This window comes from Abyssibacter sp. (assembly GCF_964229365.1).
Classification (GTDB): Bacteria; Pseudomonadota; Gammaproteobacteria; order Nevskiales; family OUC007; genus Abyssibacter.
In genome coordinates, this window is the sequence record NZ_CAXRDQ010000041.1 from 41,549 (window position 1) to 64,052 (window position 22,504).

A 22,504-nucleotide genomic window follows, 5' to 3' on the forward strand; every position below is an offset into this window, starting at 1 on the left:
TGCGGCGCCGTTGGCCGGCGCCGCAGTTCGGTTGGCTTCAGTCGTTGTAGGACGCTGCAAGTTGCTTGACGCGGCTCATGTCGGCCTTCGCGATCTTGCCGACCCGCTGCCCGTAGTCCGCATCCGCCTTGTAGAGATACGAGGTGATGATGTCACGGATCTCCTGGTTCTCGACGGCCGCCAGGTCGCCCCCGAATGCTTCGACCAGTGCCGTGCGGTAGCCTCGGCTGAAGGATCGATACAGCTCACCGGCCTGCTTGAAGTTCTGCGTCTTGCTGAACGGAATCTGCTGAGTCGTGCCCTTGAGCGCGTACTGGCAGCTCTTGTAGCCGGCGTCGGTGGTCGCGTACCCCGTTTCACCGGCCCGGCGTGTGGGGAAGTAGTTCACGCTGCGCGACATGGGCTTGGAGTAGCCGGCGCCGTCCTGCACGCTGACCGCATGCGTTTCGACGCGCGGGCGGTTCGGTTCCAGTTGCAGGTGGTTGACGCCGAGGCGGTAGCGCTGGGTGTCGGCGTAGGAGAACAGACGCCCCTGCAACATCCGGTCTTCCGACGGTTCGATTCCCGGAATCATGTTGCTGGGTGCGAACGCGGCCTGCTCGGTCCACTGGAAGAAGTTGTCGGGGACTTCGTTGAGCACCATTTCGCCGACCTTGCGTGCCGGCACGAGGTCTTCGGGCCAGATCTTGGTCGTATCCAGCGGATTGAAGGCGAAATCGTCGACCTGATCCAGCTCGATGGTCTGGATATAGAGATCCCAGATCGGGAAATTGCCGGCTTCGATGTTCTGGTACAGATCGTTCGTCAGGTGGTTGAAATCCGCGGCCTGAACCTTGGCCGCCTGCGCTGGCGTCAGGCCGGTCTGGCCCTGTCGCGATTTCCAGGTGAACTTCACGTACTTGGCCGAACAGTCGTCGGTGACGAACTTGAAGGCGTGCACGCCGGAGCCGTCCATCTCGCGCAGGCTGGCGGGAATGCCCAGCGGTGAGTACAGCAGCGTGAGCATGTGGGTGGCTTCGGGCTTGAACGAGAAGAAGTCCAGGTAGCGATTCGGGTCCTGCACGTTGCTCACCGGGTCTGGCTTCAGGCTGTGGACCATGTCCGGAAACTGCTTGGCATCGCGGATGAAGAACACCGGGAAGTTGTTGCCGACGATGTCCCAGTTGCCCTGCTCGGTGTAGAACTTCACGGCGAAGCCACGCGGGTCGCGCAGGCTTTCCGGCGAGCCCTTGGAATTGATCACCGACGAGAAGCGCACCAGCACCGGCGTCTGCTTGCCGGCGGCCTGGAATGGCGCTGCTCGCGTGATCTCAGATAGATCGGCCGTGGCCTTGAAATACCCCTTCGCGCCGGTGCCGCGGGGGTGGACGACCCGCTCGGGAATCCGCTCGCGATCGAAGGCCGCCAGCTTCTCGATCAACTGGTGGTCCTGCAGCAGCGTCGGGCCCAGCGGCCCGGCCGTTTCCGAATTTAGGTTGTCGCCAACCGGTGCGCCGGTCGCCCGGGTCAGTTGCTCGGCGGACGCCACGGACGCGGCGAATAGGCTGGCGGTGAGTGCGGCCGCGGTGATGGCTCTGAGTCTGAACATTCTGGTGCTCCTGTCGGCCGGCCCTGTGGCGGCCGCTCGTGAATAAGAGAGTCGGAGAGGCGCGCATAAGCCACCCAACCGATGAATGCCAGACTATTGATCGGTATTATCGATGTACAATGGGATGTTCCAATCCAAATGATCGGTTCGACCGATAGCTCGCCATGAATCTTCGAGACATGCAGTACCTGGTCGCCGTCGCGGAGTTGCGCAGCTTCAGTGGGGCTGCGCAGCAATGCCACGTGAGCCAGTCCACCCTGAGTGGGCAGATCAAGCGCCTGGAAGAGTGGCTGGGCGTGCAGATCTTCGAACGGACCAACAAGCGGGTGATGCCCACCGATGTGGGCGAAACCATTATTCGCTCCGCGAGCCGGATTGTTCGCGAGGTCGAGTCGATCCGCGACGCGGCCGAAAGCGCCCAGGACCCGTTCGCCAGCAAGTTCCGCATTGGTGCTTTCCCGACGCTCGCCACCTACTTCTACTGTGATCTGGTGTCGGTGGTGAAGGCCGAGCTACCGCGGCTGCGGCTGGTTCTGGTCGAGGACAAGACGGCCGCGCTCGTGCAGAAGCTCAAGGACGGCGACCTCGATGCTGCCCTGCTGGCGCTGCCGGTCCACGATGATTCCCTCGTCTGCCAGCCGCTGTTTGAGGAGCCCTTTTATCTGGCGGTGCCGGATGACCACCCACTGGCTGACCACGAACAGGTGGATCAGTCGACGCTGGGGCGCCACACCCTGTTGTTGCTGGAGGAGGGCCACTGTCTGCGTGATCAGGCGCTGGACATCTGCCGCCATCACGATGCGGGCGAGCAGCAGGATTTGCGTGCGACCGGTCTGGAAACCCTGAGACACATGGTCCGCGCCGGCACCGGCATCACGCTGTTTCCGGAGATCGCGATCCGCGCCGGCGAGACGGGCATTCGCTATCTGCCATTCGTGCCGCCCGCGCCGACCCGCAGGATCGGCCTGTTCTACCGCAAGACCAGCGCCACCCGTGAGGTCGTGCAGCGCATGGACGCGCTGCTGCGCGCCATGACGGCGGAGCGCGCCACCGGCTGATTGCCCGCCAGAACGACAAAGGCCGGAGAAACCCCGGCCTTTGTCGTTCTGCGTGTTGAGTTCAGATCACCAGATCTGCACCCGGTCTTCCGGGTCTTTCCACATGCCGTCGCCGGCACGGGTGTTGAAGGCTTTGTGGAACGCGGGGACATTCTCCAGCGTGCCGTTGGCGCGGTACTCGCTCGGCGAATGCGGATCGGACTTGATCCGTTCGATCAGCGCCTCGTCGCGGAACTTGCGCGCCCAAACCTGCGCCCAGCCGATGAACAGGCGCTGGTCGCCGGTCAGCCGGTCGATGACCGGAGCCGGACGATCGCCCAGTGCCAGATGGTAGGCCTCGTAGGCAATGCTCAGGCCGCCGAGATCGCCGATGTTCTCGCCCAGGGTGAGCTGGCCATTGACGTGATAACCCGGCAGCGGCTCGTAGGCGTCGTACTGGTCGATCAGCTTGGTGGTGAGCTGCTCGAAGGCCTGACGGTCGGTGTCCGTCCACCAGTTGTTCAGATTGCCTTCGCCGTCGAACTTGGAGCCCTGGTCATCAAAGCCGTGGCCGATCTCATGACCGATCACCGCGCCGATGCCGCCGTAGTTCACGGCATCCTCAGCTTCCAAGTCGAAGAACGGCGGCTGCAGAATGGCGGCCGGGAACACGATCTCGTTGGCGACCGGATTGTAGTAGGCGTTCACCGTCTGTGGCGTCATGTGCCACTCGTCCTCGTCCACCGGGCCGCCGAGCTTGGCGATCTCGCGCTGGGATTCGACCAGGTTGGAGCGGATGACATTGCCGAACAGATCGTCCGCCTTGACCTCCAGCGCCGAGTAATCCTTCCACTTGTCCGGATAGCCGATCTTGGGACGGAAGGTCGCAAGCTTCTTGAGCGCCTCGACCTTGGTCTCGTCGGTCATCCAGTCCAACTCATTGATCGACTGCTCGTAGGCCAGCATCAGGTTACCGACCAGTCGCTCCATGCGTGCCTTGGCGATGGGCGGGAAATGCTTCTTGACGTAGAGCCGCCCCAGCACTTCACCCAGCGAGCCTTCGACACTGCTCACACCGCGCTTCCAACGCGGCCGGTTTTCCGGCGTGCCCCGCAGCGTGGTGCCGTAGAAGGCGAAGTTCTGATCGACAAAATCGTCCGACAGAATGCCCGCATAGGAATCGATGAGCTTCCACTTGAGATAGGCCTTCCAGGTGCCCAGGTCCGTGTCGGTGATCAGCGTGTTCGAGGCTTCGAAAAAGCTCGGCTGACTGACCACGACGGCATCGATCTCGATACCCATATCGCCCAGGAACCTGCCCCAATCGAAATCGGGTGTCAGGTCGGCCAGTTCGCTGACGGTGACCTTGTTGTAGGTCTTGGAAATATCGCGGCTCTCCACCTTGGTCCACTGGGCGCGTGCCAGCGCGGTTTCCAGCTCGAAGATGGCCTGCGCCTTGGCTGCGGCATCATCAATCTGCGCCAGCGTCAGCATGGCCTCGATGTGTTCAAGGTAGGCGGCGCGGATTTTCGCGAAGGCCTCGGTCTCCTCGAGGTAATAGTCACGGTCGGGCAGGCCGGTGCCGGACTGGGCGAAGTACATGGTGTACTGATCGGAGTTCTTGGCGTCCTGGTAGATATAGGCGCCGTAAATGCCGCCGATGCCCACCAGTTGGTGATGTGCCCACAGGGCCGGAAAATCGTCGGCTGAGGTCAGCGCATCGATCTTCGCGAACTCCTCGGCCAGCGGCTGCGCGCCCAACGCATTGACGGTCTCGACATCCATGAAGCTGGCGTAGAAATCACCGATCTTCTGTTCGTCGGAGCCGGCCTTGGTCTCGGTAGCCGCCGCGGTCTCGATGAGGTCGCGCAGCTGCTGCTCCGCCTGGTCGGCGAGCACGCTGAATGCGCCGTAATTCGAGCGATCGGACGGGATCTCGGTTTCGTCCAACCAGGTGCCGTTGACCCAGCGGTAGAAGTCCTGCTGCGGCTGCACTGTGTCGTCGAAATGATCATGCAGCACGCCGGAGGCCAGAGGTGCTTCCGGTTGCTCTGTCTCCACGGAATCGCCGAACGGAAAATGCGAACAGGCGGTTACGCCCAACACGGCGCCGCCTACTAGAAGGTGTTTGATCACTAGGAAATCTCTGAAATGAACCCGCGCAGGCTAGCAGATACGCGCCAAATCACGGAAAAATCGCCAGTTGCGCCGTACGTCGGCGATCAACTGCCCTTGTAGGGCAGGATGGTCGGAATCCCGAAAAGGGTCGCAGCGCGGCTCAGCAGAGTGCGTCCAAGCCTTCGTCCAGGTAGGCGAGCAGCCGCTGCATATGCGGCAGCGTGCGGCGGCAGCCGATCAGACCGAACTCGAGGTTGTCGGCATAGCTGTTCAGGGTGATGTTCAGCGCGGCGCCGTCAATGGGGATCGATACCGGGTAAACCCCCTCGACCGCCGCGCCGTTCCAGAACATGGGGTTCTTTGGGCCGGGCACGTTGGAGATGATCACGTTAAACGCCTGCCATCCCGGATTGATGCCCAGCGCGATATTGGCGCCATGCGCGGCCATCACGGTGCTCATGTAGGCGAGGATCTCGCCTTGCGAAAGCCGGGCGAAACGCTCCTTGCTGTGATTGACCGAGCGTACGGTCATGTCCAACCGCTCGAGCGGATCATCCAGGTGCGTCGCTAGGTTCGCCAGGATCATCGCCACCTGATTGCCGCCGTCGGAATCATCACGCCGCACCGAGACGGGCACCATGGCGATCAGCGGCTTGTCGGGCAGATCACCGAGTTGCAGCAGGTAGCGCCGCAGTGCGGAGCCGCACATGGCGAGCACGATGTCGTTGATCGTGGCCTGGTGCCGGGTCGCCGCCTGCCGGATGCGGTCCAGCCCGTACGACTGGGCGGCGAAGCGGCGGCTGCCCGATATTCGCTGGTTGAAGAGGCTGCGGGGCGCCTGGAAAACCGAAACGTAGTCGGGGTCGGACTTGCGGGCCCGAATCGAGCGCAAGACCTCGGTAGCGACCGTCTTCGCCGATCCCGCATGCCGGCGAAACTGTGATGCGGCGTCGACCAGGGCGGTCAGCGCGGACCCTTGGGTGTCGCCTGATTCCGTCCGCCGTTCGCGTGGCGGCAGCGCCCAGGGTGCGACGAGCTCGGCGGCTGGGTCTTCCGACGTCACACGTTGCATGAGCCGCATGGCCGCCACGCCGTCCACGAGGGCGTGGTGCACCTTGATGTACAGGGCAATCCGCCCATCCTGCACACCCTCTATGACATAGGCCTCCCACAGCGGCTTGCTGCGATCGAGCAGGCTGGAATGCAGCTTGGACACCAGCGCCAGGAGTTCGCGAATCCGCCCCGGCTCGGGCAGCGACAGGTGGTAGACATGGGCCTCCAGATCGAAGTCTTCGTCCTGGGTCCAGCACCACACACCCGCACGGCGTTGCAAACGCTGGTTGAACGGCGCCTCGGCCTGTTTGAATTGCAGCATGTCGGCAATGAGCCGCTGCGCGTAATCGGCCCCGGCATCGGCCGGCGGCCGGGCGAGAATCAAGCCGCCGACATGCATGGGCTGGTTACGGCGCTCCAGCAGCAGGAAGCCGAGGTCCATCGGGTTAACCGGCGTCATAGCCGGCAGCCACCGGCGGCGATGGCCTCGGCGACACGTTCGGTCAGCCGCTCGTAGCCCTTGTCGCGATCCAGCAGCACATAAAGCGGATCGGTGACCGACACCGGATCGAAACCATCGGTTTTCAGATCGACCTTGCGGTATTTGAAGGTGCCGGTTGTGTCCTGCTCCTCGCGCAGGCGGATGAACACCGGGACCGCATAGGGGGGCAGGGTTTCGCAAAGGCCCCGCGCCAGACCGGCGCCGTCGAAGGCATGCCCCGCCGCCAGCGTCACGGCGGCCATGCCGGCGCGGCCATCGTGTCCCGGCACTTGCACGCCGTAAACGACGCCATGTTCGATGCCCGGCAACTGGGCGAGCGCGCCCTCGACCTCGCCGGTGGCGACGTTCTCCCCCTTCCAGCGGAAGGTGTCGCCGGTGCGGTCGACAAACTGGATATGGCGCAGGCCCTGATCCCGAACCAGGTCACCGGTGTTCAGCCAGCAATCGCCGTTGCGGAACACGTTGCGCAGCAACTTGCCTTCCGTGGCCTTGGCGTCGGTGTAGCCGTCGAATGGGCGGCGATTGGTCACCTTGCTGATCAGCAGGCCGACATCCCCGCGGCGTACGCGCTGCATGCGACTCTTGCCCCCCTGGCGGATCGGCGCGTCGGCGTCGGTGTCGTAGCTGACGATGGCGAATGCCATGGGGGTGAAGCCGGCGGTGCGGTCCACCCCGAACGCGTTGATGAAGGCAATGTTCGATTCGCTGGCACCGTAGAACTCGTAGATGCGATCGATCCCGAACCGTTGCTGAAAGGCGTCCCAGATTTCCGGCCGCAAGCCGTTGCCGGTGATCAGTCGCACCGCGTGATCCTGGTCACGACCGCTCGCGGGCTGGTTGAGCAGATACCGCAGCAGTTCACCGATGTAGCAGAACCCGGTGGCCCCGTTGTCGCGAACCCGGTCCCAGAACCGAGAGGCGCTGAACTTGCGATCCAGCGCCAGGCAGGCTCCGGCCGCCAGCACGCTGCTCCACGACACCGTGAGCGCGTTGTTGTGATAAAGCGGCAGGCAGACGTAGAACACATCATCGCCGCGCAGGCGCAGCGTGGCATTGCCCACGCCTCCCATCGCCGACAGCCAGCGGTAATGGGTCATGACCGATGCCTTCGGCAGGCCGGTGGTGCCCGAGGTGAAGATGTAAAAGCAGGGCTGGTCGGCCCGCACGGACGATGTCGATGCCGGATTCGTGCTTGACTGACGGCCGGCGAGGCGGTCCAGATCGTCCCACCCGGCCGGAGGCGGCGCGCCATCGTCGCCTCCGTGCCAGAACCGGGTGCAGGCGTCTGCATTGGCGGCAAATCCCGAGGATTCCAGTGCCTCCTGGCATTCTGCGCTCAGAATCAGCGCGGTCGGCTTCACCAGGTCGATGCTGTGCGCCAGCACCTCGCCACGCTGATTATGGTTCAGCAGGCCGGCGACGGCCCCGAGCTTCAGCGTGGCCGCGACGCAGACCAAGGCTTCGGGCCGATTCTCCATCAGGATTGCGACCGTGTGACCGGAACGAATTCCAGCCTGCGCCAGTGCGTGGGCAATGCGGTTGGCCCAGGCGTTGAACTCCGCGTAGGTCCAAGTCCGGCCTTCGAAACGCAGCGCAGGGGCATCGGGTGTCTTTTTCGCCCATCGCTCGATCACCGATCCGATCGACTGGTGGCTGCCGGGCCGCACCGTGGCCAGCCGGTACAGGCCGCGTGCCACCGATGGTGCATCCGGCACGCCCCGGATCACGCCCCGGGCAATGTCGGTCAGCCCGACCCGCTTGGTATCGCTCATCGTCGTCTCTCGCTGCTGCGGGGTTGCCCCGTTTGTTATGTGTCGCAGGGTAGCGATATCTGTCGTGGCTGCGAATGCCCGCAGGGCGCTGACGTAGTTGTTGTGGGGTCAATCCCGCGGTTTGAATGTCCTAAACTCTGCGCCATGAAGACCGCATGGCTGCAGCACGTTCCCTTCGAAGGCCCTGGTCTGATCGCCGACTGGATGGCGGCGCGTCAGTTCTCGTTTCCCCGCATCGCGCTGTGGGCCGGCGAGCCGCTGCCGGATCCGCAGACCCTGGACCTGCTGGTCGTGATGGGCGGGCCGATGAATGTCGATGAGACCGATGCCTACCCCTGGCTGACAGCAGAGCGGGTCTTCATCCGGCGGGCGATTGACGCCGGTGTGCGCGTGGTGGGTATCTGTCTGGGGGCGCAGCTCATCGCACGCGCCCTGGGCGCAAGGGTCTACCGCGGGCCGCAGCCGGAGATCGGCTGGTTTCCGGTAACCCGCACCGCCGCGACTCACCCGGTCTGCGACGGCTTGCCGGTCTCGTTTCAGGCCTACCACTGGCACGGCGATACCTTCGAGCTACCGGACGGCGCAACGTGCATTGCCGGCAGCGCGCTATATGCCAACCAGGTCTTCATCTGGGGTGAACGCGTGCTCGGATTGCAATGCCATCTGGAAACGACCCCGCGCAGCGCGCAGGACATTATCGACCACACGACATTCGAGCCGGGGCCGACGGTCCAGTCTGCGGAGGCCATGCTGGCCGACACCGCGCGGTTCGAGACCCTGCGACCGATCTTGTTTGACTTGCTGGATCGCCTGGTTTCGACTTAGCGGCAACAAAAAAGGGCGCCGAGGCGCCCTTGATCGCATCCGCTGCTGAATCAGGCGGTCTGGGCCATCCAGCCGTTCACCGCCGGGGTGATCACCGACCGAGTGCGGTGACCCGCCAGTTCGGCGAGGTAAGTGTCCAGCCATTGCTGGGCCTCTGCCCGGCCGTTACGACGGTGCTCATCCATGTTGTTGCGCATGAAAGGCGACATCGCCAGGAAATCCTCGATATCGCGCACATGCAGCCGCGCCAGCGACCGGCGCATGCCCACGCCCATGCGCTCGACCATGTAGGCATTGAGGCGTTGCTCGAAGGCATCTTCCGGTAGTGCCAGCATCGGTTTGCCAAAGTGGATCGCTTCGCCGGCCAGCTGATTGCCGGAGGTGCCGACCACGGCCTTGGCGCTGGCCAGATCACGAACGAACTCGGCATTGGCCGGGGCCTTGAACAGCAGGTTGTCGTCCTGGCCGCGACGATCGGTGCCGTAGACGATGACCGGGCGGTCGCACTTGCGCAGCGCTTCTTCCACGCGCGGACGGAACAGGTGCTTGCCCTTGTTGAAATAGGCCAGAAGGTGTTCGCTCTGCGTGGGTACCACGCCTAACACTTCGTCGCGCATCAACGGACCGATCACACGGGTCCGTGCATCCTTGGGTGTCGCCGGATAGAAGCTGGAAATCAGAATGCGGTCGGGCTGGCCCATCAGATAGCGATAGCCCATCGCGTCGCGCAGGCCGGCGGTGCGCAATTCCCAGGGGAAATGCGGCTCGCAATGCGCAATCACGCCCACGTGATCAAAGCTAATGGTCGGAATACCCATCGCTTCGGCCGCGCGCAGCGTCCAGGCTTCCGAGTCCGAGATCACCACATCCGGACGAAACCGGGCGAACTCGTTCATCAAGGCCTGCATGCCATCCATCTGGAACAGCAGGTCGGCAATCGGCTTGAGATTCCGCGCCACGGTCTTGCGTAGTGAATACCGTCCGCTCGCACCGTAGTGATAACGGAACAGCGGGATCTCGGTTGTTGGAAACTGGGGCGCAAGCACCTTGTAAGCGTCCGCCGAGGCGAACACGCGCACATCGTGCTGCTCCATCAAATGGGGCAATACCGTCGCGGTTCGCATCGCGTGACCGCGGCCGTATCCCATCACTCCGTAGGCAATTCGCATCGTGGATTCCCTGCTACAGGTTTCCCCCACGCTACTCAGTGAGTTTGATCGATCCGTGACACTTGTATGAACGACTGATGACGTGGCCAACCCGTCTACGCTCAATGTCGGCAGTCGTCCTCCTTAAATTCGACGCTGACACTTTCCAACTGACCGGACTCGTTTTCGGTGAGTTGCACGTTCGGACACGGCACATTTGGCGCTCGAGGTGAAATCACGAAGCTTGCCATTCGCTGGCCAGGGTTCGCTTGCTCAAGAAGAACCATCAAGTTCCTGGTTTCGGGGGTTTTCGCCAGATTTGCGTTCACGCTTTTCATCAAAGAGCTTGTGACCTTAAACACCTGATCCGGCTCAGCGACACGCGCTACAAAACCGCAGGTGTCGACACCATTGCAATCGAAATTCTCCATGTAAGTCGATGCAGGGACTAAGTTGCTTGTAAAACCGGCCGCTGCCGCGGATTCGACCCGTTGCGAAAGCGCGCGCGTCCAGGTTGTTGGCAAAGGTTCGCTGGGCTGCGTTTCGAGAGTAACGGCCTCCCCTCGCGGCGTGGTCGGTTCGCTACTTGGATCAGTCATCGGCACCTGAACAAGGGTTGTGGTCGTGGTGAGGGCCGCGAAAGCAGGCTCGTCGGCGGGCTCCTCCAGCGGCCCGGCGCTTACAGGCGGCGGGGGCGAGGGACGGTCGGGGTTAGGAAGCACGAAAAGCACGATCACCGCGCAAAGTGCGCCGCACCCAATGAGCAGTCTCCATCGCATCGTGTCGCCCCCAACTGTGAATTAGAACTCGATTGTCTCAGTCCGGCCGGCTTCGATTTCGACCGTGGTTGCGCCAGAAAACTCGATGCCGTCCTGTGTCAGCGGGTCGTCCAGCCGGCCCTGGCAGGTGAAGGCGGCGGTGTAGCTGCCCTCCGGCAGGAAACCGACGGTGTAGCTGTACTCGCCAGACACGTCGTCCAGTTCCACGGCGCCGTAGGTGATGGCGTCGTCCACCGAGTTGTCGAGGTCGCTTACGGTGGCATTGCTGCCCGAGAACACGTAGACGACATTGCCGATGTCGTTGTTGCCGCCGTTGTCGCAGTCGGCATCGGTGATGGAGGCCTCGGCGACCGTGCCGCTCAGGGTGCCGGCGTCGTCATCAAGCACCAGGCGCAGGCGGGGCGCGAGTCGGTAGTCGGTGGACGTGCCGGTGGGCTCCAGAATGGAGCGGCGCAGGTCGAAGTCGATGGTCAGTGCGGTGCGCTCGTCTTCTTCAACGGTGAAGTTGCGCGAGACGCTACGGCTGCCCCCGCCGGCGGAACTGAGCACCAGCGGAAACTCGCCGCCATCCGATAGCGTAATCGTGGAGTCGGAGGTGCCCGCCGCCGCGTTGATCAGCAACCGGACGCCGGTGTAGGTGCCACCCGGCGTGTCGTCATCCGAGACCAGCGTGACGGTGCGGCCGCCAGTGAGATCGGTGAGATTGATGGTCCGGGCTTCGTCGAATTCGTAGGTCTCGGCCGCGCCGGCCTCCGTGAGCAACTCGACACCGGTGATCTCGATATTCACCGCCGTGGCGTCATCCGCCGGCGCGTCGGTCAGGCGGATCTGCAACTCGCCCTCGCAGGCAGCCAATAGCAGTGAAATCAGCGCCACGAACAGCGCTCGGGGGAAGCATCGTCGAATCATTCCATGAATCCTGATGGTGGTCGTGGGCCCGGGCGCGATCACGTTGAAACCCGCCGATGGCCCATTGTAAGTGGAACCGATGGCGGATGATGGCGGCCGTATACTGACGCCACTTCTTCCATGGATGCCCTGTATGACAGGTCTCTTCGAAGTTGACGCCCTGATCGCCCTGGTCACCTTGACCGCGCTCGAGATCGTTCTGGGTATCGACAACATCATTTTCATTTCGATCCTCGCCAGCCGCCTGCCGGTGGAGCAGCAGGCTCGCGCCCGCACGCTGGGCCTGGGCGTGGCGATGTTGACGCGGGTGCTGTTATTGCTGTCGCTGACCTGGGTCATGAAGCTCACGGCGCCGTTGTTCGCGGTGCTGGGTCACACGGTGTCGGGCCGCGATCTGATCCTGATCGGCGGCGGTCTGTTCCTGTTGGCCAAGTCCACGCTGGAAATCCATCACAAGCTGGAAGGCGACGATGAATCCCACAGCGCGGCCAAGGCGGTGGCGAGCTTCACCGGCGTGATCATTCAGATCATGATTCTGGACATCGTGTTTTCGCTGGATTCGGTGATCACGGCGATCGGCATGACGGACAACGTTCCCGTGATGATCATCGCCATCGTCCTGGCCGTCGGCTTCATGATGATCGCCGCCGGTGCGGTGTCACGCTTTGTCGACAACCATCCCACGGTGAAGATTCTTGCGCTGTCGTTCCTGATACTGGTGGGCGTGGCGCTGATCGGCGAAGGCCTGCACTTCCATATTCCCAAGGGCTACATCTACTTCGCGATGGCGTTCTCGATCGCGGTGGAGATGGTCAACCTGCGCGTGCGCAAGGTGCATCGACCGGTGAAGCTGCATGGGCCGAAGTCGGGGGATGCATGAGCGATGCAACCGGTCCGGGCAGCCGCCGCCTGGATATCAGGCCGGCGCGCCTGGGCGATGTGCCGGCGATCCGCCGGCTGGGTTCGATCGCGTATAGCGAGCAGGACAATTACACCGTCGAGCAGATCTCGGCCCAGATACGCTGGTTCCCCGAGGGGCATCTGGTCGCCGTGCATGACGGCGACGTGGTCGGCTACTGCGCGAGCATCCGGCTCCCTGAGAGCCGCGCGCTAGCGCCGCATACCTGGAAGGGCATTACCGCCAATGGCTACGGCAGCACGCATGAGCCGGAAGGCGACTGGCTCTACGGCTACGAGGTCATGGTCGACCGCAGCCACCGCGGGCATCGCCTCGGCCAGCGGCTCTACACGGCGCGCCGCAAGCTCTGCGCGGAGCTGGGCCTCAAGGGCGTTGTGTTCGGCGGGCGCCTGCCGGGGTTTGCACGGCGGCATGAGCAGTATCCGTCGGCTCAGGATTACGTGGATGCGGTGAAGGCCGGCGACCTGCGTGACCAGGTCATGAGCTTCCAGCTGCGCAACGGTTTTGAGCCCATTGGAGTGTTGCCTGGCTACGATCCCACGGACCGCGCCTCGCTGGGCTATGCCGTGCATCTGGTCTGGCGCAATACCCACGACCAGCCCCGCTCGCGGCACGCGGCTTATGCCCCGGACCGGCCGGCCTCCACAGTGCGGATCGCCTCGGTGCAGTACTTGCAGCGCGGCATTGAAGACTGGGCCGCGTTCGAGCGCATCGTGACGTACTTTGTCGACACGGTCGCCGACAATCGCTGCGATTTCGTGGTTTTTCCCGAGTATTTCACGGTCCAGTTGCTGTCAATCGAGAACGCCGCCTTGTCGCCGCTGGAATCGATTCGCAAGCTGGCTGAGTACGCTGATCCGGTGCGCGATCTGCTGCAGCGTCTGGCGCTGCGCTACAACGTCAACATCATCGGCGGCTCGCATCCGGTCGAGCAGGCCGATGGCAGCCTGCTCAATGTCGCGTGGATATGTCTGCGTGATGGCTCGGTGCACGAACAGGCCAAGATTCACCCCACCCCGGGCGAGCGCTACTGGTGGCAGATCACCGGCGGCAGCGCCGTGCGGGCGATCGACACCGACTGCGGGCCCATCGGCGTGCTGATCTGCTACGACTCGGAATTCCCGGAGCTCACCCGGCATCTGGTGGACCAGGGCGCCAATCTGTTGTTCGTGCCGTTCTCCACCGAGGAGCGCTACGGCTATTTGCGCGTGCGCTACTGCTCGCAGGCCCGCTGCATCGAAAACCAGATCTACGTGGCCACCGCCGGCAATGTCGGCAATTTGCCGCGCTACTTCAACATGGACATGCATTACGCCCAGTCCGGCATCTACACGCCCTGCGACTTTCCGTTTGCGCGTGACGGTATCGCCGCCGACACCACGCCGAATGTAGAGATGATCGCCTTCGCCGATCTCTCGCTCGATGCGCTGGTGCAGGCCCGCAAGTCCGGCACCGTGCAGAACCTGAAGGATCGCCGGCACGACCTTTATTCCGTGCGGTGGGGCGGCGGTCGCGCCGGCCAGACGCGCAGCAACTGACGCCTGCGGTGTGACGCCCGGACAGGTAGAATTCGCAGCCATGGATGGCGATATCACCACCATCGTTGACCCGCTCAACGATGCCCAGCGCGAAGCCGTCACGGCCCCTCTCGAACATCGACTGATTCTCGCCGGTGCCGGCAGCGGCAAGACCCGCGTGCTGACCCACCGCGTGGCCTGGCTCATGGGGGTCGAGGCCGTGTCGCCGCTGTCGATTCTGGCGGTGACCTTCACCAACAAGGCCGCGAAGGAAATGCGTGCGCGCATTGAATCGCTGGTGCAGTTCCCGACACGGGCGATGTGGGTGGGCACGTTCCACGGCATCGCCCATCGCATGCTGCGTCTGCATGCCAAGGACGCCGGCCTGGGGCCTTATTTCCAGATCCTCGACGCCGATGACCAGCAGCGGCTGGTCAAACGGCTGCTCAAGGGCATGGACCTGCCCGACGACCAGTGGGCGCCCAAGCAGGTCACCGGGTTCATCAATGCCCGGAAGGAAGAGGGCTTGCGCCCTGGCGATCTGGATGACCGTGGCGAGTACACCCGCCGCACGCTGATCCAGATCTACGGCGCCTACGAGGATGCCTGCAAGCGGGCCGACCTGGTGGACTTCGCCGAGTTGCTGCTACGGGCTCACGAGTTGTGCCGCGATCAGCCGCAGATCCAGGCGCATTACCGCAATCGCTTTCAGCACATCCTGGTCGACGAGTTTCAGGACACCAACAAGCTGCAATACGCCTGGCTGCGTGTGCTGGCGGGCGACCGCGCCAAGCTGTTCGTGGTCGGCGACGATGACCAGTCGATCTACTCCTGGCGCGGGGCACGGGTCGAGAACATCATTCGCTTTCCCAAGGATTTCGCCGGCACGCAGACGGTGCGGCTGGAGCAGAACTACCGTTCGACCGGGCATATCCTCAAGGCCGCCAACACGCTGATCGCTCACAACAGCGGCCGGCTCGGCAAGGAATTGTGGACCGAGGACCCGGACGGTGCGGCCATCCAGGTTTACCGCGCCTACAACGAGCGCGACGAGGCCGAGTTCGTCGTCAACCGCATCCAGGCCTGGGTCTCCGCCGGTGGACAGCGCAGCGACTGCGCGATTCTGTACCGCTCGAATGCGATGTCGCGGACGCTGGAAGAAGCGTTGCTCACCGCGCAGATGCCCTACCGCGTCTACGGCGGCCTGCGCTTCTACGAGCGCGCCGAGATCAAGGACGCCCTGGCCTATCTGCGACTGATCGAGAACCGCGGTGACGACGCCGCCTACGAACGTGTCGTCAACCAGCCCACGCGTGGCATCGGTGCCACGACGCTGGAGAAGATCCGCTACCGGGCCCGGCGCGACCAGCTGACGATGTGGACGGCCTCCGGCATCACCGCCGATGAGCTGCCGGCGCGCGCCGGCAATGCGGTACGCGGGTTTCGTGATCTCATCGACCGCCTGGCCGAGGAGACCGCAGACCACACCCTGGGCGAGCAGATCAATCATGTGATCGAACAGGCTGGGCTGCGGGCGCATTACGGCAAGGACAACACCGAGCAGGCCGAGGCGCGCGTCGAGAATCTCGACGAACTCGCCAACGCTGCCCGCGGCTTCGAGCCCACCGAGGGCGACGAGGAATTGCCCGCGCTGTCGGCGTTTCTCGCCCATGCGGCGCTGGAAGCCGGCGAGTCGCAGGCCGGTGAATGGGAGGACGCCGTGCAGCTCATGAGCCTGCATGCGGCCAAGGGCCTGGAGTTTCCGGTCGTGTTCATGATCGGGCTGGAAGATGGACTGTTCCCGCATGAACGCGCCATCGGTGAAGGTGGTCTCGAAGAGGAGCGCCGGCTTTGCTACGTGGGCATCACCCGGGCCCGCGAACAGCTGGTGATCTCGCATGCCGAAAGCCGGCGGCTTTATCGCAACGACCAGTTCTGCGTGCCATCGCGGTTTCTGGCAGAGCTGCCACCGGATTGCGTCGAGGAGGTTCGGCCTCGGGTTTCCGTTAGCCGACCGCTGGGCTACGGCGCCAGCGCGGGCCTGCGGCAGACCGAATCGGCCGGGTTGAAGCTGGGACAGCGCGTGCTGCACAAGAAATTCGGCGAGGGCATCGTGCTGTCGCTCGAGGGTGAAGGCGAACGTGCGCGGGTGGAGGTCCGTTTTGAATCGGCGGGCTCGAAGTGGCTTATGCAGGCCATCGCCAAACTGGACCCGATTTAGCCAGATTCTTGGCCGGCTTGCCTCGCTTCGGTCTGCGCGCTCGCCAGTAGCAGCATGCGGATCAGGTCCTGCACGTCATGGCCGTGGATATCCGCAGCGTGCAGGTCGGAACTCCAGCGATAGCGGACAGCGCCGGAGAGCTCGTCGCGCAATTCCACGCAGGGACAGCCGCGGACCAGTCTGGCGTGAACCCGCAGGCACATCAGTGGGCCCCGGATTGCCCCGGCTGTGCGGACAGCGTTGCCATCGCGGTCGGGAGTGCGGAGGCCGCGTCGATCACCAGGTCGGGTGCTGCGCGCCGGAGGATGTCGGATGGCGTGCGTCCATACAGCAGGCCGATGGTGTGGATGCCCATGCGCTGCGCCATCGCGAGTTCGGCCGGATCGTCGGATGCGAAGGCGATACCTTCCTCCGATTGCGAGCGCAGCCGGTCTGACAGCGTTTCCAGCAGGCTGGGTCTGCACATCCGGCATTGTGGAGCCGGGGCGGTGAAAATGCTGTCGACGGCCTGGCGGAAGGAATAGTGCTCCAGCAGGGCCTGGGCGCCATCCGGTCCGATATGCGTGAGGTAGTGCAGGTGGTTGTTGTCTGTTGCCTGCAGGCTGGCGACCGCAATGCGCGCCCCCGGATAAAGCCCGTAGGCCCGCCGCCCCCGGCAGGCGAACAGACGTTGATAACGCGAGGTGAACTCATCCAGTCGGCCGGGGGCGTCGTCCTGAAGCAGGGTGATGGCCGCATCGGTGAAGGGCACGTTCACCACCCAGTCCAGAGCCCGGTCCGGTTCGGGTGCGTAGCCCATCTCCTGCAAGGTGGTGCGCAGGCAGTATTCGATGGCGGGCATGGGATTGAGCAGCAAATTTTCGAGATCGGCGACGAGATGCATCGGGGTTCCTGATCGGAGCGATGCATATACGCTATTGCGAATCGTTCGTATTTACAACCCTTAGTCTTAACCACTCATCAGGACGGGACCGGCATCACAGTCCATGTCCGGATTTACCGGCATTTTTCGTTCATTGAACTTCATACTAAGAGACCGCGGCATGAGAACCCGGTTGTTTCTGAACGACGCCAACACGATTTTTGCGATTGACGCCTGCGGACCGGACATCGGCGCGGGGAACCGTTTGCTGCGTCCACTATTGCGCGGCGCGCTCGTTGCGCCCGAGGCGGTCCAGGCGTTGTTGCAGACCTACGGAGGGACGTGGGTCACCAATCGCGGAATCAAGCGTTATCCACGACGTGAATCACTACGCTCATCCAGTGAGCTGGAGCGGCGGGTGGCTGAACTTGCTGCCACGCGGCAGAGGGCCAGCACCTGAGGCGGTTGCTGGGTCGGATCAGGAATCGAGCCGGCGAAAGAAGCTCTCGATGCCGTTTTCGTACAGGCGGGCCATCCGGTCCTTCACCCGATTGAAGTTGGATTCCGGCCCGATGATGACCCGGTAGACGGTTCGCCCATCATCAAGCTGGGCGGATTCAACGCGTGATTCGATGCCCAGTAACGCGATCTCGGCGCGGCGCGTTTCGGCATCCCCTTGCCGGGCGAAGCTGCCGGCCTGAATGGCGTAGCGCAGATCCGCAGCGGGCGCGGGGGCCGGGGTGTACTTTTCCGTGCGCGGAACCAGCTGGAAGTTCGGCAACATCTCGTAGAAGGTGAAGCGCGCTTCCTCCTTGGGAGGCAGTTCCGGCTCGGGGGTCGGTGGCGGCGTGGACGCCCGCGGCGTGGGGGCTGATGGCAGCGCACGGTCGCCGGAGTCCGGGCCGTTAAAGACGTACAGCATGACCGCGATCACCAGCCCGAACGTCATGCCGACGAGCAGCCATAACCACCCCGGCAGGCCCTGCGGTTTTGGTTGTGTCTTGGTCTGCCGCCGTCTCTGCGCAGGCTTCTTGCGATTCGCGTAGTCCTTGCCCATTGCCTTACATCGACTCCGGCGCGCTCACGCCCAGCAGCCCCAGCCCGTTTGCCAGCACCTGACGCACCGCCACGACCAGGGTCAGTCGTGCCTGGGTGAGTTCCGGATCGTCGGGCAGCAGGAATCGGTGGGCGTTGTAGTAGCTGTGGAACTGCTCGGCCACATCACGCAGGGCGTTGGCAACGATGTTGGGCGAGTACTGCGCTGCGGCCTGCTCTACGCGCTCGGGGAATGTCGCCAGCAAACCCATCACCGCGGTTTCGTGCGGTTCGGTTAGCCGGGCCAGGGCTGCCCGGCCCGTCATGGCGTCGAAATGGATGCCGGCATCCGTCGCCTGTTGCAGCACGCTGCAGATGCGCGCGTGCGCGTACTGGATGTAGTAGACCGGATTGTCGTTCGACTGCGAGGTCGCCAGCGCCAGATCAAAATCCAGCGGCTGGTCGGAGGAGCGCATCACGTAGAAGAACCGGGCGGCATCGACACCGACCTCTCCGCGTAGCTCACGCAGGGTCACGAACTCACCGGCGCGGGTGGACATGCCGACCTTCTCGCCGGCCCGGAACAGGCTGACGAACTGCGACAGCCGGACAACCAGCGCCTCGTCGCTGCCGGTTAACGCTTCGATCGCGGCCCGCATGCGGGCGATGTAGCCGTGATGATCCGCACCCCAGACATTGACCAGGGTGTCGAAGCCGCGCTCAAGCTTGTTGAGGTGGTAGGCGATATCGGTTGCGAAATACGTGTAGGCACCATTGGCCCGCACCAGCACGCGGTCCTTCTCGTCGCCCATTTCGGAGGATTTCAGCCACAAGGCGCCATCGCGTTCGGCGGTGTGGCCCGACGCCTTAAGCCGGTCCAGCGCGTGCTCGACCGCGCCGTCCTGCACCAGGCTGGCTTCGGAAAACCAGCGGTCGTAAACAATGCCGAAGCCCTCGAGATCGTCCCGGATATCGGCGAGCTGGCTGTCCAGTCCGGCGGCGTGGACGATCGCGAAGCCCTCGCCCAGCAGCGTCTTCATTTTTGCGATCAGGGCGTCGACAAAGGCGTCCTTGTCGCCTGCCGGGGCGTCGTGACCGATGCCGTTGACAATGGCCGCCCCGGAATGGACGAAACGGTCGCCGTGTGACTGTTCCAGATTCCGGGCGATCTCGCGGACGTACTCGCCCTGATAGCCCCCGGTGGGAAAAGCCACGGTGACTTGATGGAGTTCCAGGTACCGCACCCAGATGCTCGCGGCAAGAATGTCCATCTGCCGTCCGGCGTCGTTGACGTAGTACTCACGCCCGACGCTGTGGCCGGCGGCTTCCAGCAGATTGGCAACGCAATCCCCCAGGGCCGCGCCCCGGCCGTGGCCAACGTGCAGCGGCCCGTTGGGGTTGGCCGACACATACTCGACCATGACTTTGCGGCCACTGGGCGCCGCGGCGCGTCCGTAGGCTTCGCCTGCGTCCAGCACCTGGCCCACCACGGCCGTGGCGGCGTCGCTGGTCAGGAAGAAGTTGATGAAACCCGGGCCGGCGATCTCGACCTTTTCGACCTGCGGCGAGTTCGGCAGTGCGGCGACAATGGCTTCGGCGATCTGGCGCGGGTTCGCACGCGCGCTCTTGGCGCTGGCCATCGCCACATTGGAGGCGAAGTCGCCGTGGGATGCATCACGGGTCCGCTCAATGCCAATGCGGTCGGGCTGCTCCAAGCTGGGAAACGGGCCCGCTGCCACCTGGGTAAGAGCGGTGCGCAACAACTCGGCGATATGGTCCTGCATACAAGCGCCCGGATTCAGCGAAAAAGGCCGCGCATTCTAACCCGGATGCGACGCCCATCCGGAGCCAGCGATGAAACCTTCAGAGCATGGACTGCGGATCGACATCAACGCTCCAGCGCAGAGATCGCGCCAGCTTCAGCGCGCCGATGGCCGCGATCCAGCCGGAGAGACCGCTTTGTAGCGGCGCTCGCCGATCGCACTCCAGCAGCAATTGCCCGCGATGGCGGCCGGCCCGGCGAGCCATGGGTGCCGGTATCGGATCCCAGATCGCGACCGATGGATCGAACAGCCCGCGGCCGATTCGTGCTGATTCGCCCAGCCAGGCCAGCACGGCATCTTGGGCTGCGCCTTCGGCGCGAAGCATGACGAAATGCCGGGCCGGAGGCATACCCGCTTCGCGCCGTTCGGCCAGGGCCATACGGGAAAACCCGCTGTAGTCGCCACGCACCAGCTGCTGCAGCAATGGGTGATCGGGGTGATGCGTTTGGATCAGCACTTCGCCAGCCCGCTCGGCCCTGCCTGCCCGGCCCCCCACCTGAAATATGCCCTGTGCCATCCGTTCGGCGGCCCGGAAATCGGCGCTGAACAGTCCCTGATCGGCGTCGACCACGACAACCAGGCTCAGGTTCGGAAAGTTGTGGCCCTTGGCCAGCATTTGCGTGCCGATCAGGATTCGCGCGTCCCCGGACTCCGCCCGCGCGATACGGGCATCCAGTTCGCCAACGCGGCGTGTGGTGTCGCGGTCGATCCGTAGGACGGCTTCGCCGGCAAAACGGCGGGACAAGGCATGCTCCAGCCGTTCGGTGCCGGCGCCGATCCCCGCAAACTGACGGTCGCCGCAATCCGGGCAGCGCTGCGGCGGACCGGTTTCGAGGCCGCAGTGGTGGCAGCACAGCCGCCCGCGGCCCCGGTGCAGCGTGAGGTGGGCATCGCAGCGAGAGCAGTCGGCGACCCAACCGCAGGTGTGGCACATCACCGCGGGCGCATACCCCCGGCGGTTGAGAAAGACCAGCACCTGGCCGCCAGCCTGCAAATGCGTTTCGATCTGCGACTGCGATTCAAAGCAAAGACCGTGATCGAGTTGCTGCGCACGCACGTCCAGCAGCCGAACCCTGGGCAGCTCGGCGCCGCCGGCCCGGGACGGCAGCACCACACGATGGAACTGCCCGGCGTCGACCAGGTGCAGCGATTCCAGGCTGGGCGTGGCAGACCCCAGGAGTATCGGTACATTGCGCTGCCTGGCCCGCCAGATCGCCACGGAGCGTGCCGAGTACCGGCACCCGTCCTCCTGCTTGAAGCTGCCGTCGTGTTCTTCGTCGACGATGATGAGGCCGAGCCGCGGCATCGGCACGAACACCCCTGAGCGGGTGCCGATCACGACCTGCGGATGGCCCGCGCGCGCCGCCAGCCATTGCTCCGCACGTTCTCCGTCCGCCATGCCCGAGTGCAGAACGCAAGGCTCCAGCCCGAGTCGGGCACGGACGCGCTCGATCATGCCGCCCACCAGCCCGATCTCCGGCACCAGAATCAGGCACTGGCCGCCTTGCTCGACGACCTGCCGGGCGGCGTGCAGATAGACCTCGGTTTTGCCGCTGCCGGTCACGCCGTCGACGAGGGTGGCGTGAAAGCCGGTGCCGCGATCGCCGATTCGCTGCAGCGCCTCGGACTGCGCGGCGGACAGCGCAGGCGCCGGAGCGGCTGCGGCAGGCTGTTCGCCGCTGCTGTCGGTCACCTGCCGGACCAGGCCCAAGCTCGCCAGGCGCTCCAGTCCGCGGCGGTCAAGGCCGCTGACCTCTCGCAGGTGAGCATCGGTGCGTGGTTTCTTCAACAGCGCATCGATCGCGGCCTGTTGCCGTCGGCCGAGCTTAGTGCTGGTCTGGGACGTGGCCGTTTCGCTGGCATGCCATCGCCACGGTGGCGACCACTCGGCGGGCGCACCCGCACGGAGTCGTACGGGCATCGCCAGCGAGTACACCTCGCCGATGGGCGCCGCAAAGTAGCGGGCGGTCCACTCGATCAACTCGCGATCGAGTGGTTCGAACAACGGGGACGCATCAAGAGCCGATTCCAGGCTGCGCAGGCTGCGTTCGTCCCTGTGGTCGTGCGTTCCCGTCACGATGCCGACCAAGCGGCGCCGCCCAAAAGGAACCTGCACGCGCGTGCCGATGGCGGGTGGGTTCAGATCGCCGGAATCGTAATCAAAGCATTGATATAGCGGCACCGGGACCGCGACTTCAACGATTTTCCGCGACCCGGATGCACGATCTAGCGCCACGTCTCAGCCTGTGGATAACCTTGGGGAAAAGTTGATGTCACCGCCGTTGTCAAGTGAGTAATTTCGCTCATGTTAAGGATCTGTGACGGTAGTGCGCCGCAGCAACCCAATGAATATCAATGACTTACGGAAACGTTTAACATTTTATTCATAATATTGT

Annotated in this window: 18 protein-coding genes; 6 read left to right on the top strand and 12 right to left on the bottom strand. The window is 64.0% G+C overall.

All coding sequences use genetic code 11. The features are described 5' to 3' along the window. Window positions 1-37: 37 nt before the first annotated feature. Window positions 38-1,588: a catalase gene (locus tag ACE1EY_RS07155; protein ID WP_370299804.1), complete on the bottom strand. Its 1,551-nt coding sequence runs from the start codon at window positions 1,586-1,588 to the stop codon at window positions 38-40. A 164-nt stretch (window positions 1,589-1,752) separates the two neighbouring features. On the opposite strand from ACE1EY_RS07155, the gene ACE1EY_RS07160 reads away from it, so the two are divergent. Next, window positions 1,753-2,646 carry a LysR substrate-binding domain-containing protein gene (locus tag ACE1EY_RS07160; protein WP_291512689.1) on the top strand — a complete coding sequence of 298 codons (894 nt, stop codon included), beginning with the start codon at window positions 1,753-1,755 and terminating at the stop codon, window positions 2,644-2,646. A gap of 66 nt (window positions 2,647-2,712) precedes the next feature. On the opposite strand, the gene ACE1EY_RS07165 is transcribed toward ACE1EY_RS07160, so the two are convergent. The 3 genes from ACE1EY_RS07165 to ACE1EY_RS07175 all read right to left on the bottom strand — a co-directional run bounded on the left by ACE1EY_RS07165 (window position 2,713) and on the right by ACE1EY_RS07175 (window position 8,070). After that, a complete protein-coding gene (locus ACE1EY_RS07165; RefSeq protein WP_370299805.1) occupies window positions 2,713-4,761 on the bottom strand; it encodes a M13 family metallopeptidase in 2,049 nt (682 codons plus the stop codon). A gap of 142 nt (window positions 4,762-4,903) precedes the next feature. After that, the gene (locus tag ACE1EY_RS07170) at window positions 4,904-6,238 is read right to left on the bottom strand and encodes a wax ester/triacylglycerol synthase family O-acyltransferase (RefSeq protein ID WP_370299806.1); all 1,335 of its coding nucleotides are present in this window, start codon (window positions 6,236-6,238) and stop codon (window positions 4,904-4,906) included. 14 nt (window positions 6,239-6,252) lie between these two features. Beyond that, on the bottom strand, window positions 6,253-8,070 hold the full coding sequence (locus ACE1EY_RS07175; protein WP_370299807.1) for a long-chain-acyl-CoA synthetase: 1,818 nt from the start codon (window positions 8,068-8,070) through the stop codon (window positions 6,253-6,255). A 144-nt stretch (window positions 8,071-8,214) separates the two neighbouring features. Here ACE1EY_RS07175 and ACE1EY_RS07180 point away from each other — a divergent pair, with 144 nt between their 5' ends. Then, complete coding sequence (locus ACE1EY_RS07180; RefSeq protein WP_370299809.1) at window positions 8,215-8,895, top strand: type 1 glutamine amidotransferase; 681 nt, start codon at window positions 8,215-8,217, stop codon at window positions 8,893-8,895. A 50-nt stretch (window positions 8,896-8,945) separates the two neighbouring features. Here the strand turns inward: ACE1EY_RS07180 and ACE1EY_RS07185 are convergent, their stop codons facing one another. From ACE1EY_RS07185 to ACE1EY_RS07195, 3 genes are all read right to left on the bottom strand, one after another. Beyond that, a complete protein-coding gene (locus ACE1EY_RS07185; protein WP_370299810.1) occupies window positions 8,946-10,064 on the bottom strand; it encodes a glycosyltransferase family protein in 1,119 nt (372 codons plus the stop codon). A 101-nt stretch (window positions 10,065-10,165) separates the two neighbouring features. After that, window positions 10,166-10,822: a hypothetical protein gene (locus tag ACE1EY_RS07190; protein WP_291512683.1), complete on the bottom strand. Its 657-nt coding sequence runs from the start codon at window positions 10,820-10,822 to the stop codon at window positions 10,166-10,168. A gap of 21 nt (window positions 10,823-10,843) precedes the next feature. Further along, the gene (locus ACE1EY_RS07195) at window positions 10,844-11,731 is read right to left on the bottom strand and encodes a DUF4382 domain-containing protein (protein WP_291512682.1); all 888 of its coding nucleotides are present in this window, start codon (window positions 11,729-11,731) and stop codon (window positions 10,844-10,846) included. Window positions 11,732-11,864: 133 nt separating this feature from the next. On the opposite strand from ACE1EY_RS07195, the gene ACE1EY_RS07200 reads away from it, so the two are divergent. The 3 genes from ACE1EY_RS07200 to uvrD are packed head-to-tail and all read left to right on the top strand — an operon-like array spanning window position 11,865 to window position 16,388. Next, window positions 11,865-12,611, top strand: coding sequence for a TerC family protein (locus ACE1EY_RS07200; protein ID WP_291512681.1), 747 nt, complete (start codon window positions 11,865-11,867; stop codon window positions 12,609-12,611). After that, the gene (locus tag ACE1EY_RS07205; RefSeq protein ID WP_291512680.1) at window positions 12,608-14,188 is read left to right on the top strand and encodes a carbon-nitrogen hydrolase family protein; all 1,581 of its coding nucleotides are present in this window, start codon (window positions 12,608-12,610) and stop codon (window positions 14,186-14,188) included. The genes ACE1EY_RS07200 and ACE1EY_RS07205 overlap by 4 nt, the downstream gene beginning before the upstream one ends. 40 nt (window positions 14,189-14,228) lie before the next feature. After that, a complete protein-coding gene (gene uvrD, locus ACE1EY_RS07210; RefSeq protein WP_291512679.1) occupies window positions 14,229-16,388 on the top strand; it encodes a DNA helicase II in 2,160 nt (719 codons plus the stop codon). On the opposite strand, the gene ACE1EY_RS07215 is transcribed toward uvrD, so the two are convergent. Both ACE1EY_RS07215 and ACE1EY_RS07220 read right to left on the bottom strand, forming a co-directional pair. Then, window positions 16,385-16,591, bottom strand: a complete 207-nt coding sequence (locus ACE1EY_RS07215) for a hypothetical protein (protein ID WP_291512678.1) — start codon at window positions 16,589-16,591, stop codon at window positions 16,385-16,387. The two genes, uvrD and ACE1EY_RS07215, sit on opposite strands and share 4 nt — an antisense overlap. Beyond that, window positions 16,591-17,271: a hypothetical protein gene (locus tag ACE1EY_RS07220; RefSeq protein ID WP_291512677.1), complete on the bottom strand. Its 681-nt coding sequence runs from the start codon at window positions 17,269-17,271 to the stop codon at window positions 16,591-16,593. The genes ACE1EY_RS07215 and ACE1EY_RS07220 overlap by 1 nt, the downstream gene beginning before the upstream one ends. Before the next feature lie 160 nt (window positions 17,272-17,431). Between ACE1EY_RS07220 and ACE1EY_RS07225 the strand changes: the two genes are divergently transcribed. Beyond that, window positions 17,432-17,710, top strand: a complete 279-nt coding sequence (locus tag ACE1EY_RS07225) for a hypothetical protein (RefSeq protein ID WP_370299811.1) — start codon at window positions 17,432-17,434, stop codon at window positions 17,708-17,710. 18 nt (window positions 17,711-17,728) lie between these two features. On the opposite strand, the gene ACE1EY_RS07230 is transcribed toward ACE1EY_RS07225, so the two are convergent. The 3 genes from ACE1EY_RS07230 to ACE1EY_RS07240 form a co-directional block, all read right to left on the bottom strand. Then, entirely contained in the window at window positions 17,729-18,307 is a 579-nt protein-coding gene (locus ACE1EY_RS07230) for an SPOR domain-containing protein (protein ID WP_370299812.1), read from the bottom strand. Window positions 18,308-18,311: 4 nt separating this feature from the next. After that, window positions 18,312-20,069 (bottom strand): arginine--tRNA ligase, encoded by a 1,758-nt coding sequence (gene argS / locus ACE1EY_RS07235; protein WP_370299813.1) that lies wholly within the window; start codon window positions 20,067-20,069, stop codon window positions 18,312-18,314. A gap of 79 nt (window positions 20,070-20,148) precedes the next feature. Continuing rightward, the gene (locus ACE1EY_RS07240) at window positions 20,149-22,344 is read right to left on the bottom strand and encodes a primosomal protein N' (RefSeq protein WP_370299814.1); all 2,196 of its coding nucleotides are present in this window, start codon (window positions 22,342-22,344) and stop codon (window positions 20,149-20,151) included. Window positions 22,345-22,504: the final 160 nt, after the last annotated feature.